The sequence below is a fragment of the Vallitalea longa genome (genome assembly GCF_027923465.1).
Classification (GTDB): domain Bacteria; phylum Bacillota; class Clostridia; order Lachnospirales; family Vallitaleaceae; genus Vallitalea; species Vallitalea longa.
In genome coordinates, this window is record NZ_BRLB01000008.1 from 105335 (window position 1) to 117853 (window position 12519).

Annotated in this window: 12 protein-coding genes; 3 read left to right on the plus strand and 9 right to left on the minus strand. The window is 31.0% G+C overall.

What is annotated here, in order from left to right:
* Positions 1 to 178: 178 nt before the first annotated feature.
* The 4 genes from QMG30_RS13700 to QMG30_RS25355 form a co-directional block, all read right to left on the minus strand.
* Complete coding sequence (locus QMG30_RS13700) at positions 179 to 808, minus strand: hypothetical protein (RefSeq protein WP_281816258.1); 630 nt, start codon at positions 806 to 808, stop codon at positions 179 to 181.
* An 83-nt stretch (positions 809 to 891) separates the two neighbouring features.
* The gene (locus QMG30_RS13705) at positions 892 to 1476 is read right to left on the minus strand and encodes a hypothetical protein (RefSeq protein ID WP_281816259.1); all 585 of its coding nucleotides are present in this window, start codon (positions 1474 to 1476) and stop codon (positions 892 to 894) included.
* 67 nt (positions 1477 to 1543) lie between these two features.
* The gene (gene trmB, locus QMG30_RS13710) at positions 1544 to 2191 is read right to left on the minus strand and encodes a tRNA (guanosine(46)-N7)-methyltransferase TrmB (RefSeq protein WP_281816261.1); all 648 of its coding nucleotides are present in this window, start codon (positions 2189 to 2191) and stop codon (positions 1544 to 1546) included.
* A 216-nt stretch (positions 2192 to 2407) separates the two neighbouring features.
* Entirely contained in the window at positions 2408 to 2515 is a 108-nt protein-coding gene (locus QMG30_RS25355) for an Rpn/YhgA-type helix-turn-helix domain-containing protein (RefSeq protein ID WP_491851251.1), read from the minus strand.
* A gap of 763 nt (positions 2516 to 3278) precedes the next feature.
* Here QMG30_RS25355 and QMG30_RS13715 point away from each other — a divergent pair.
* From QMG30_RS13715 to QMG30_RS13725, 3 genes are all read left to right on the plus strand, one after another.
* On the plus strand, positions 3279 to 3770 hold the full coding sequence (locus QMG30_RS13715) for an NADH-quinone oxidoreductase subunit NuoE family protein (protein WP_281816262.1): 492 nt from the start codon (positions 3279 to 3281) through the stop codon (positions 3768 to 3770).
* Between the two features lie 117 nt (positions 3771 to 3887).
* A complete protein-coding gene (nuoF, locus tag QMG30_RS13720) occupies positions 3888 to 5681 on the plus strand; it encodes an NADH-quinone oxidoreductase subunit NuoF (RefSeq protein ID WP_334305038.1) in 1794 nt (597 codons plus the stop codon).
* A gap of 21 nt (positions 5682 to 5702) precedes the next feature.
* Positions 5703 to 7511 (plus strand): NADH-dependent [FeFe] hydrogenase, group A6, encoded by a 1809-nt coding sequence (locus QMG30_RS13725; protein WP_281816265.1) that lies wholly within the window; start codon positions 5703 to 5705, stop codon positions 7509 to 7511.
* A gap of 100 nt (positions 7512 to 7611) precedes the next feature.
* Here the strand turns inward: QMG30_RS13725 and QMG30_RS13730 are convergent, their stop codons facing one another.
* The 5 genes from QMG30_RS13730 to QMG30_RS13750 all read right to left on the minus strand — a co-directional run bounded on the left by QMG30_RS13730 (position 7612) and on the right by QMG30_RS13750 (position 12414).
* A complete protein-coding gene (locus QMG30_RS13730) occupies positions 7612 to 7833 on the minus strand; it encodes a hypothetical protein (RefSeq protein ID WP_281816266.1) in 222 nt (73 codons plus the stop codon).
* Between the two features lie 215 nt (positions 7834 to 8048).
* Positions 8049 to 8876: a carbohydrate ABC transporter permease gene (locus QMG30_RS13735; RefSeq protein ID WP_281816267.1), complete on the minus strand. Its 828-nt coding sequence runs from the start codon at positions 8874 to 8876 to the stop codon at positions 8049 to 8051.
* Positions 8877 to 8881: 5 nt separating this feature from the next.
* Positions 8882 to 9814, minus strand: coding sequence for a carbohydrate ABC transporter permease (locus QMG30_RS13740; protein ID WP_281816268.1), 933 nt, complete (start codon positions 9812 to 9814; stop codon positions 8882 to 8884).
* A gap of 25 nt (positions 9815 to 9839) precedes the next feature.
* Complete coding sequence (locus tag QMG30_RS13745; protein ID WP_281816269.1) at positions 9840 to 11147, minus strand: ABC transporter substrate-binding protein; 1308 nt, start codon at positions 11145 to 11147, stop codon at positions 9840 to 9842.
* 103 nt (positions 11148 to 11250) lie between these two features.
* Entirely contained in the window at positions 11251 to 12414 is a 1164-nt protein-coding gene (locus QMG30_RS13750; RefSeq protein ID WP_281816271.1) for an ROK family transcriptional regulator, read from the minus strand.
* Positions 12415 to 12519: the final 105 nt, after the last annotated feature.

Here is a 12519-nt window from a genome sequence, read left to right on the forward strand (position 1 = left end):
GTAATCCTCTAACTATATAATATTATCTACAATATTATATGAGATTTCACCTATTAAGGGACTTATCCATAAAATTTTGTTTCAATATTCTATAATGGTAAGCTAATTAAAAGGCTTTGCAGAATAAAAACATAGTCGTTCTTATATCTTTTTATTCTGCAAACCAACCTATAACCTTTTACTTACATACATTAATTGAAGGTGGTAAAGTTAAATTAATAATATTTATACTAAAATAAATCTTTTCTTGGATTTCATCTTCTTTATTTATCAATGAAAATTCAAGTTTGGATTTTCCTTCTTCACCATTAACAGAAAATCCCCAATAATGTTTTGTATAATCATCTTGTGCCTCTTTTGCTTCACTAACTAGAATAAGTTTGTCATCTTTTTCGTACTCATAATTTATATCATATTCATTTAACACAACAGCTATAGTATCTTTACTTTTTACTGTTACCTCTTTATTATTACGATCTAAAACTTTATCTGGAAATACACCCAGAAACCCGCTAATGGTCTCTCTATCATCAATAGATATCTCTTTATCTTGTTCGTTAACCAGTATTTTAGTTACATTATACTGTACAGGATATTCGCTAACTGTTAAAGATTTTATTGTTTCGAACATGATTATATTTCCTAATTGAAATTCTTTACTTATTCCCTCTTCAAAAATAACATCTTCAGTTATATCCACAATAATGTAATTATTCTTATCTAAAGTTTCCACAACAAATTCTTTTTCATTTTTTATTTCTATTATCTTGCCCATAAAATTATTTCTTTTATTATTGCCTTCTAACATGAGTTCACCTCTTTTAACAAGAAAAATATTTCTATTAGTTTTCTCATATTAAAAGTATGTGAAATAATATAAAATATTACAAATTATTTTGCGTTACTAAGATTTGCTATTTCATCAAAATCAAATTCTAGATCTGTTATTATTTTATCGAACATGATTCCTACATAAACACTGTTCCTAAAATATTCTTTATTAAAAAGAGAATCAAAATAACCTTTTCTGAAATCCTCTAATATCTCTTCTTCATCTTTAATCAATCCAACCCCTATCTCAATATCATAAATATTAAAAAGGTCTTCATATAATTCTCTATCAAAATTTCCTTTCGGCATAATAAATCCTAATTTATAGGATGTGTTTTTATTCTTAGTACCGATAGAAAAACCAAATACAGATTTTTTATTGGTATTTTCTATAGGTATAACAATATTTTTAAAACCTTTGTCCTTAACGTATTTTTCGATTACTCTAATATTATCTCTTGGTACACTATTATCTACAGTACAACATAGATTAGTATTAATCATAACTAATAGGTCTTGGTCTCTTAATAAAATATTTAACACATCGAATCTATAATCTTTTTTATCTTTGTCTTTCAACTTGAAAAAATCAATAAATGTTCTTCCTAATTTCTCATCCCTTTTTACCTTTACCTTGCTTTTCATACCTATGCCCTCCTTATTGTAATGATACATTAATTAATATTTTTGCCGTTATTTAATAATTTAATTACTAACTTAATCTTTCTTTAACAGCTTCGAGCCTAGAAATAGGTATCCCCATACTAACAAATTTTTCTTCATATTCAGTCATAATATTATCTTCTCCATTATCATTACTGTGTAAATCTCTGGTCACCTTTTCAACTTTCCAGCCATATTTTTCAATCTCCTCAAGAGAAAATTCGAATAAATCCTTATTATCCGTTTTAAAACATATTCTTCCATCAGGTGATAATATTTTCTCATATTTTTCTAAGAAGTTATGATGAGTCAGTCTTCTTTTATCATGTCTGTCTTTTGGCCATGGATCAGAAAAGTTAAGATATATTCTATCAATCTCACCTTCTTGAAATACATCAAGTATTTCCTCTGCATCCATTCTGATAACTAAAACATTTCTAAGATCTTCCTCCTCTAAATTCTTTAAGGCTCTTACTAATACTTTAGTAAATTTCTCAAACCCTATATAGTTAATATTGGGGTTATTTTTTGCTAATGTTGTTATGAACTTACCCTTACCCATTCCAATCTCTATATGTATAGGATTATCATTGTTAAATATCTTATTCCATTTACCCTTGTAGTTCTTTTCGTTTTTTACAACCTTTGGATGAATGGAAATCTTTTTATCTGAATCTTTAACATTTCTTAATCTCATATTATGCTCCTTAATATCGTTTCTAAAAGTTTTATTATCATTATTATGATTTATGTTATAGATTTTGTCAATTATATGAACAAAAGAAGCTACGCCTCGTTTTGCAAAACCGATTTGTCGTTAGGAAAGTCCTTAGTGCATATGAAAACGCTCCTATTTCATATGTTTAAAAAGATGAGAACAAATAAAAAGGAGGTAATTCTTATCAATTACCTCCTATTCATCGTCTAAACCTTTTATAGTTTTTATATCTAAACCTGTAATTTGTGCTATCAATTCTATGTCCATACCCTTTATCAACATCCTCTTTGCTACTTCTTTTATTCCTTCTTTTCTTCCTTCTTTTCTTCCTAACTTTTTACCTTTTTCTTCTACCGTTGGAACAAAGTTCTGGTCATGTTAAACACCTCCTGTTCTAATTTTTCATCATTTCCATATTTTCTATTCAAATACTCAAATATATTAGCTATCGCTAATAATACTTTATGTAAGTCATCTCCATCTATTTTCGTCTGGTCATATAATATTTTTGCCTCTTTTGCTATTATTTCTGATATATGTTTTGCTTCTAAAACTGTTTTAATTATCTGGTTCTGAGAATTATTTTATTATATCATATTCCTAATTTGAATAAAATATCAAAAAAAACCTATCCACGGCGGATAGGTTAAAAGTTTTTATATATAAATAAAAGGGGGGGTAGTTTCTACACAATTATCGTAACATATAAATATGTCCAAATTATGAATTTAATATTACTATTATATGTAAAGTTAATTACCTTTTACAAACAATTTATTTCATTAAAACAACAGTTATATCCCTATAAATCAAGCTTTAATGAGATAATCACAATTTAATCTAAAGTCAGTAATATTACAAATCAATGTCATAATAATACTTAAGTACCAAAAATTGTTATGAGAAAATTGTCCTATATTGTAATAGATAATAACTAATTGTTGATTTATTAATCAATTAATATAATACCCAAATTAAGTAACCCTTTCCATTTTATAAGAATAAAATTCCATTTTTTTGTACAGCCTAACATTAATAATGTATCTATAATAAGGAGGTATGAAAATTGGAAATAACAATAGATAAAAATGAAACTGAGAATTATGAAGAATTGAATCAGATAATTGAAAAATATAAAGACAAGAAAGGAATGCTCATTTATATTCTAAAAAAAGCTCAAGATATCTTCGGCTATCTTCCTATAAAAGTCCAATCCTATATTTCTGAAAAAATGGATATTCCCATATCTACAATCAATGGAGTCGTAAGCTTCTATTCACTATTTTCTCAAGAACCTACAGGTAAATATACAATAAGTGTTTGTCTAGGAACTGCCTGTTATGTTAAAGGCGCCGCTGACATTTTAGAAGCAATAAAAGAAGAATTGGGATTAGATGTTGGGGAAACCACTCATAACAATCTATTTACATTAAAAGCAACCAGATGTATAGGAGCATGCGGTCTTGCACCAGTTATAACTATCAATGATGATGTATATGGGCGTTTATCTCCCTCAGATATACCTTCAATAATTCATAAATACACAAAAAATTCTTAAGGAGATGAGCCTATGGACATTAATATTATCAATTCCATTCCTGAGTTAAACAGAATCAGGCAACAATATTATAAAAAACTAACTATTAGGTTGAAAGATACTACTATTGATAAAGAGATTAACAAATATCATATACTCGTATGTTCTGGTACAGGCTGTACATCCTCCAACAGCCAGAAAATACTAAGAAAATTAGAACATGAAATAAAGAAACACAAATTACAAGACAAAGTAAAAGTCTTCAAAACAGGTTGTTTTGGTTTTTGCAAACTTGGTCCCATAATTGTCGTACATCCTGACCGTACATTCTATTGTCATGTAAAAGAAGAAGATGTTGATGATATATTAGAAGAACATATAAAAAATAATAAAGTTGTTGAACATCTATTATATAAAAGTCCATCTACAGATAGGATTCAAGAAAAAATAGATGACTTGGATTTCTTCAATCATCAACAAAGAATCGCTCTAAGGAACTGCGGTATTATTGACCCTGAAAACATATATGAATATATTGCCATGAACGGATATGAGTCTATTGCTAATATCTTAGATAATAAAACTGAACCTACTAATATTATTGAACAAGTTAAACAATCAGGTCTTAGAGGAAGAGGTGGTGGAGGATTTCCTACCGGCAAAAAATGGGAATTCGCTCGTGCTTATGAGAATGATAAAAAATATATAGTCTGCAATGCTGATGAAGGTGACCCCGGTGCATTTATGGACAGGTCAATATTAGAAGGTGATCCCCATAGTATCATTGAAGCAATGTTAATAGCTGGCTACTGTATAGGAGCAGATCAAGGTTTTATTTATGTTAGGGCTGAATATCCTATTGCTGTAGATCGTCTTTCAATCGCTTTGGAACAAGCCAAAAAAGCAGGCTTATTAGGAGATAATATCTTGGGAACAGATTTCAATTTTGACCTTGATATCAGATTAGGTGCAGGAGCTTTTGTTTGTGGTGAAGAAACAGCTCTTATATCTTCGATAATGGGGTTAAGAGGAGAACCTAGACCACGACCACCTTTCCCCGCAGAAGTGGGATTATGGGAAAACCCAACACTTATCAATAATGTGGAAACCTATGCCAACATACCTATAATTCTATTAAAAGGCGCTGATTGGTACAGCAGTATAGGAACAGAGGATAGTAAGGGAACTAAAGTATTTGCACTAGCGGGACAAATCAATAATACTGGTCTTATTGAAGTCCCTATGGGAACTACATTAAGAACTATAATATATGATATCGGTGGCGGAATCCCAGGTGGTAAGAAATTCAAAGCAGTACAAACTGGAGGTCCCTCAGGAGGATGTATCCCTGAATCTCATCTAGATACTAAAATCGATTTTAAATCATTAACAGATATAGGCTCAATGATGGGTTCTGGAGGTATGATTGTGATGGATGAATCTGACTGTATGGTTGATATAGCTAGATTTTACCTTGAATTTGCAACAGACGAATCCTGCGGAAAATGTGTACCTTGCAGAATAGGTACCAAGAGACTTCTTGAAATACTAGAGCGTATTACACAAGGTAAAGGCAGTATAGAAGACATAGACATCTTAAAAGACCTAAGTGTCAATATTAAAAACAGCTCATTATGCGGACTAGGTCAAACTGCTCCAAACCCTATACTCAGTTCACTTAATTATTTTGAAGATGAATATATGGCCCATATCAAGGAAAAACGTTGTCCTTCAGGAGTATGTAATTCACTCCTTAGAGTAGTTATTTCTGATGATAAATGTATTGCCTGTGGAATATGTGCAAAAGTCTGCCCTGTAGACGCTATAACAGGTGAACGTAAAAAACCTCCTTACCATATACATCAAGATATATGTATAAAATGTGGAGCGTGTATACCGAAATGTCCTGTTGATGCTATATATAAACGATAAAGTGGAAAGGAGTCAAATATAGTGGAAAATATTCGTGAAAAAGAAGAAAAAGACTTAAAAGAAAAACTTATTACTATATATTTTGACGGTAGACCTTATGAAGTTCCCATGGGAATGACTGTATTAGAAGCTGCCAGATTAGTTGATATTGATATACCAAGCCTTTGCTATCTTAAGGATATAAATGAAATAGGAGCTTGTCGTGTATGTGTTGTAGAAATAGAAGGCGTAAGAGCCTTACAACCATCTTGTGTTTATCCAGTTAGAGATGGCCTTAGAGTAAAAACCAATACAAAAAAAGTCATGGACGCAAGAAGAACTGCTGTTACCTTGATTTTATCCAATCACCATAGAGAATGTCTGACATGCATTCGTAACCTTAACTGTGAATTACAAAACATTGCTGATAGCTTAGGAATCAGAGATATACCATATACAGGTGAAATGCCTGATTACGGATTCCATAACGATAATAATTTTATTCAAAGAGATTACAATAAATGCATAAATTGCAGAAGATGCATGGCTATCTGTAATAAAATTCAAGAGTGCAACGTATACTCTCCTCTAAATAGAGGTCTTAATACAGTTATTGCTCCAAGTTTCAAAAAAGATCTATCAGAAGTTACTTGTATAACTTGTGGTCAATGTATAATTGCCTGTCCTACAGGTTCTTTGACAGCTAAAGAGAATATAGATGATGTCTGGAAAGTTCTAAATGATCCTGATAAACACGTTATAGCTCAGACAGCTCCTTCTATACAAGTTACAATAGGAGAAGACTTCAACCTTCCTGTAGGTACTATGGTCAGAGGGAAACTTGTAACAGCACTTAATAGATTAGGTTTTGATAAAGTATTTGCTACTGATGTAACAGCAGACCTTACCATAATGGAAGAAGCAAGTGAATTAAAAGAAAGGGTTACTAAACATCCAGATATGTTACCTCTTCTTTCTTCTTGCTGCCCTGCTTGGGTAAAATTTGCAGAACATTTTTATCCGGATATGCTTCATAATCTATCAACTTGTAAATCTCCTCACGAAATGTGTGGTGCTCTAACCAAAACATGGTATGCTAAAAAATATAATATTGATCCTGAAAAAATCGTTAATGTGGCCATTATGCCATGTACTGCTAAGAAATTCGAAGCTGCAAGACCAGAAATGACTTCAGATGGCTATAGAAATGTTGACTATGTATTAACAACCAGAGAATTATCCCGAATGATACGATCTGTAGGTATAAAATTCAATAGTTTACCTGATAGTGAATATGATGAACCTTTTAATCAATTCAGTAGTGCAGGTACTATTTTTGGTGCAACAGGAGGAGTATTAGAGGCAGCAGTCAGAACTGCTCATTATTTTATGACAGGAGAAGAAATAGGTGTTCCAGAATATGAAAAAGCAAGAGGGCAAAAAGGCTTAAAATATGGCAAAGTCACTTTTGGCGACACAACTCTTAGAATTGCTATAGCACATGGTACTGGTAATGCCAAGAAAGCATTAACACGACACCTCAGCGGTGAAAAACCTTTTGATTATATGGAAGTCATGGCCTGTCCAGGCGGCTGTGTTGGCGGTGGTGGACAGCCTATATTAGGTGGTAAAGACCATAAAAAGATATCTTTGGATTATAGACATAACAGAGCAGATACACTATATAATATTGATAAAGACAGTAAAATCAGAAAATCCTATGACAATCCTGTTATGAAACAGATATATGATGAATTTTTGGGGGAACCTCTGTCTAGTACTTCAAAAAAATATCTCCATACTACCTTTATTAAAAGAGGTAAATACCCATATCTAGAAAATAATAATTAAAATAGAAAAATGGATAATATATTCTACTAAAGAATTATTATCCATTCTTTATGAATGGTTATATAAAAGTTATATTCAGTTAATACTAACATTGATTTAATTACATATTTCCACCATTCATATTTCCACCATTCATGTTTTGGTTTTCGTTCATGTTCTGATTTCCGTTCATTTCATTATTCTCTTCGATTATATTATTATTTTCTTGGTTAGGTGTGTTAGGATTAGATGGATCTGCATCATTATCATTTTTACATCCTACAAAAGAAAATAAACATAATCCTAAAGCCAATACTATTGCCCTTATTGTATTCTTTTTCAATATACTCACCTCTGGTTGTGTTGTTTATTATAGTTTTTTCGAAGATACCAATTGATGTTTTCATTAAGTATATAAATTATTTATTCTCTTATTTATTTCAAAAAAACATCAAATGAAATTCATAAATATCTTAGGAATTCTATATTAGTATTTGCAATATATTAAATTAAATTCACGATTCAAGGTTAGTAAATTATTGAAAAAAATTTTTTGATCTATTCTTTTAATCCAGAAGTATTTATTCCTTGGATAAAAGTTTTTTGCATGATGAAAAAAAGTATGATCATCGGAAGCATAAACATAGTCGCTCCCGCCATCAATAATTTCCAATCTAATCCATGAGAAGTTGTAAATTGACTTAATCCTATTGATATAGTCCATTTATCGCTTTGTGTTAGAAAAATTAAAGGTCCAAGAAAATCTGTCCACGACCAGATGAAAGCGAATAATCCCACTGATACAACTGCTGGTTTCGCTAATGGTAAACATATATTCCAATATATTCGAAACTCTGATGCCCCATCGATTCTAGCCGCTTGTGACATCTCCTCAGGTATCGTTAGAAAAAACTGTCTCATTAAAAAAATAAAAAATGCTTTACCAAAAAAATCAGGAACAACCAAAGGTGCTATAGTATTTATCCATCCTAATTTAACATACATGCTGTAGAGAGGAATCATCGTTACTTGGAAAGGTAACATCATTGTAGCAAGTACCAAAATAAATACTTTATTCCTACCACGCCAATGTAATTTAGCAAAAGCATATCCTATCATTGGTGCTGAAATAAGATTCCCTAATACAGCAAAGAAAACTATTTTGACTGTATTTCCTGTGTAATGCAAAAAAGGTATAGCATGTAATGCATCTTTATAATTAGAAAACATAACTGGATTAGGAATCCAATCAGGTGGGAATTTAAAAATTTGAGCATCATTTTTCAAAGACGTATCAAGAAGCCATAAAAATGGGAATAGGAAAAATGCGCCTACCAAACATAACAAAAAATACTGTAAGAATTTTCTTTTCTTTGAAATAACCACTTTTTTCACTCTCCTCTATAGTAAACCCATTTTTTGGAAGTTTTAAAGATTATTAATGTAAAAATTAGTATAATCAACAACATAATCCATGCTAATGCACTTGCATATCCAAATTTCAAATATGAAAAACCTTCTTGATATATATTTACTGCAAAGAAAAGCAACGAATTTTTAATACCACCAAGAGAAGATTTATCGGCGGCTGCTTGGGAAATAATATACGTTTGAGTAAAGATATTAAATCCTGCAATCATTCCACTTATAAGCTGGAAAAAAGTTATAGAACTTAGCATAGGCCATGTCACGTTCTTGAATTTACTCCAAGCTCCCCCTCCATCTATTTCAACTGCTTCATAATAAACATGAGGTATATCTCCAAGCCCTGCTAGGAATATAACCATTGTACTTCCTATTCCCCATAAGGACATCAATATGATAGCCGGCTTTGTCCATTCAGCAGATATAAGCCATAATGGTTCATTAAGATGAAGAAATCTTAAAAAAGTATTAATAAGTCCATACTTTGGATTTAATAACCATACCCATAATAATGAAGCTGCAACTGGTGGCATAAGAGAAGGTATAAAATAAATTGACCTAAATATACTTTTCCCTTTTACATTCAGGTTAAGTAATATTGCAGTAGCTAGTGCCAATATCAACTGCAGACCTACTCCGAAAATCACATAATATAAAGTATTGAATAAAGATAAATAAAATTCATGGCTCGTAAATAAAGTAAAATAATTTTTTAAACCTACCCATTGTGGAGCTTGAAATAAATTATATTTTGTAAAACTATAACAGAATGTTGTTACTATGGGATATAAATTAAATGCTATAAATCCTATAATCCAAGGCGTTAAAAATACAATAGCTAGTTTTTTTTGATTTCTTGATGCAGAATATGCTTTGACTTTTTCATAATTTCTTTTCATTCTCACACCTCTTTTATAAATATACTTATCTAGTTTTAACCCATTCATCAACTAATGGTTTAATCTTCTTAACTACATTAGCCATAGCTTCTTCTGCTGTAACTTCAAAACTATAGAATTTCTCTTCTTGTAGATTAAGCTCATCACAATATTCTTTTGCAAAAGGTATACATGGGAAAGCATGTGCATTACCATTTTTTGCTATTTCAACAAAAGGTTCAAGAGCTGGTGCCAATTCTAGGAATTTAGGATTATCCAATGCTGAGTATGTAGTTGGAATACTTCCTTTTCCAGCACAGAATTTCATATATGGTTCATCAGATACTAGATAATCTATGAATTTAAAAGCTGCTTCCTGTTTTTTACTGCCTTTTGGAACATACAACATTCCCCCTTGTAGCTGTCCTCCATTAGCTAACTCTGGTCTACCATCTGGATAAGGCATTGGAGCAATACCATAATTGATATCAGGAGCATATTTATCAATAAATGTTGTGAACCATTGACCCTCTACATCCAAAGCTAACTGATTTTGGAAGAAAGGATTATTAGGAGACATATATTTACCAAATCCACTCTTGAATTTTCTTACTTTTTCTGCTTCATAAGGTTCTTGATAACTTCTTAGCTTGAAATTAAGAGCATCAATATTACTCTGACTATCACAAGTTAATTTATCATTTTCACTATCATAAAAATCTGCACCATATACAAAAGCCCAATTCAATATATCTATCCAAGGTATATCAGAAATAAAACCTAGTTGCGTATATTCACCATTCTTATCTAACTTAGTTAATTTCTCAGCATATTCAAATAACTCGCTTGTAGTTTTTGGTGGCTCAGTAAGTCCCACTTCTTCTAATAGGTCTTTGTTATAATAAAGCATATATGAATCCATAGTATAAGGAATACCATATTGTTTTCCCCCATAATTTCCTAAGTTCCATAATTCGGGTACACAATTAGCAGAATCCATTTTGTTTTCTTCTATCATTGAATCTAACTCTGTTAATGCTCCTATACTAGCCAACTTAGATATTCTGTAATCAACCAAGTAACCTACATCTGGAGGATTACCGCCAGTTATTGCTGTTAATTGCTTCTCTGTAGTTGCATTTTCAAGAACTTCTACTTTTATTTCAGATTGTGAATTATTGAAATCATCTACTATTTCTTGTAACATTTCACCTTCACTTCCATTCCAGACATGCCAGAATGATATTGTTGTTACATTACCTGATGACGTTTTTGATGTACTTTTACATCCCCCAATAGAAAATATCATACTGATAACTAATAAAACCCCAATACATTTTTTTAAATTTCTCATTTAAATCCTCCTTCTTCTTTTGAACAGATTTTAGATAAAAAATAAAATTTACTTTTATAATAGATTCTCCACATCTTTTATTAGATAGTGGGAAATTTACTATTTAGTCAAAATCACAAAATGTGTTTAGTGCTAAAGTTGCACCTCCAACAATATGAGCTTTACTACCTAATTGTGATTGTAAGATTTGAAAACTGCCTTTTAACTGATCCCATGTAAGATTTTCTAACTTTTCTTCAACTAATCTAGGCATATCAGGAAATGCTTTTATTAGGCTTCCTTTGATAACGACTGTATCAGGATTATACATACATATAACTGTGTTGATAGTTATACACATATATGTAAGACACCTGTCAATTATACTTACAGCCCATTGTTCACCATTATGTGCATATTCAAAAACTTCTAATAAACTATTAGTTTTCTTTACTTTATTCGCTTCAGCTATTATGTTATCCTCAATAATAAACGTTTGTAAGCAACCTCTTCTACCGCAAGGACAAAGGGCTCCATTAGGGTCAATTGTCGTATGTCCTATTTCACCAGCTATATTTGTTGTTCCTCTAAATATATTTCCACCTACTATAAGTGCCGAGCCTACACCTCTCCCGAAAGAAATAAGGGCTAACTTTTCTATATTCTTTCCAACTCCATAAATACTTTCCGCTAACGCTTCCACTTTAACATCATTATCAACTATGGTCTTTATTCCAAGTTTTTCCTCAACACATCTGCCTAGTTGTATATCTTTCCATTTAAGCTGAGTTGACATAAGAACATTTCCAGTACTATAATCAATAATTCCTGGTAGACTTATTCCCAGTCCTACAATCTTTGATTCATCCACACCAGAATTATTAATAACTTTTTTAATAAGTTCACAAACAATATTAATTATTTTATCGTAAGAAAGTTTATCTATTTCGGATTCTATCTTTTCTTCATAAAGAATTCCTCCTCCAAAATCAACTATTCCTGCTTTTACTATATGTTTGTTTATATACGCTCCTACTGTAAGAATTGATTTCAAGTTAATCTCCAGCAAAATTGCTTTCCGTCCAACACCTTTAGAATATGTTTCTGTTTCTCTAACTAGACCTAAATCAATTAAGTTCCCGACGATTCTACTGACAGACGTAGGACTCATATTAGTCATCTTAACAATATCCGCTCTTGAAATAGACTTATTAGTTTTAATGAGTTTTAGTACCAAGTGTAAATTTTTTTTCTTAATATAACCTTGATCTAGCTTATTATTTTCCATATCACATTCTCCATATTTCATTATGATAATTATTTTTGTAATATTTCAACAATATTACTTAATAATATTTACTTTTTTATACATATATTATATTAATTTCTCCAC

What these genes read in the sequence shown, in the direction of transcription:
- QMG30_RS13750 (WP_281816271.1), bottom strand. Translation starts at nt 12,414, where the DNA reads ATGGAAAATAATAAGCTAGATCAAGGTTATATTAAGAAAAAAAATTTA.
- QMG30_RS13740 (WP_281816268.1), bottom strand. Translation starts at nt 9,814, where the DNA reads ATGAAAAGAAATTATGAAAAAGTCAAAGCATATTCTGCATCAAGAAAT.
- QMG30_RS13745 (WP_281816269.1), bottom strand. Translation starts at nt 11,147, where the DNA reads ATGAGAAATTTAAAAAAATGTATTGGGGTTTTATTAGTTATCAGTATG.
- QMG30_RS13705 (WP_281816259.1), bottom strand. Translation starts at nt 1,476, where the DNA reads ATGAAAAGCAAGGTAAAGGTAAAAAGGGATGAGAAATTAGGAAGAACA.
- QMG30_RS13700 (WP_281816258.1), bottom strand. Translation starts at nt 808, where the DNA reads ATGTTAGAAGGCAATAATAAAAGAAATAATTTTATGGGCAAGATAATA.
- trmB (WP_281816261.1), bottom strand. Translation starts at nt 2,191, where the DNA reads ATGAGATTAAGAAATGTTAAAGATTCAGATAAAAAGATTTCCATTCAT.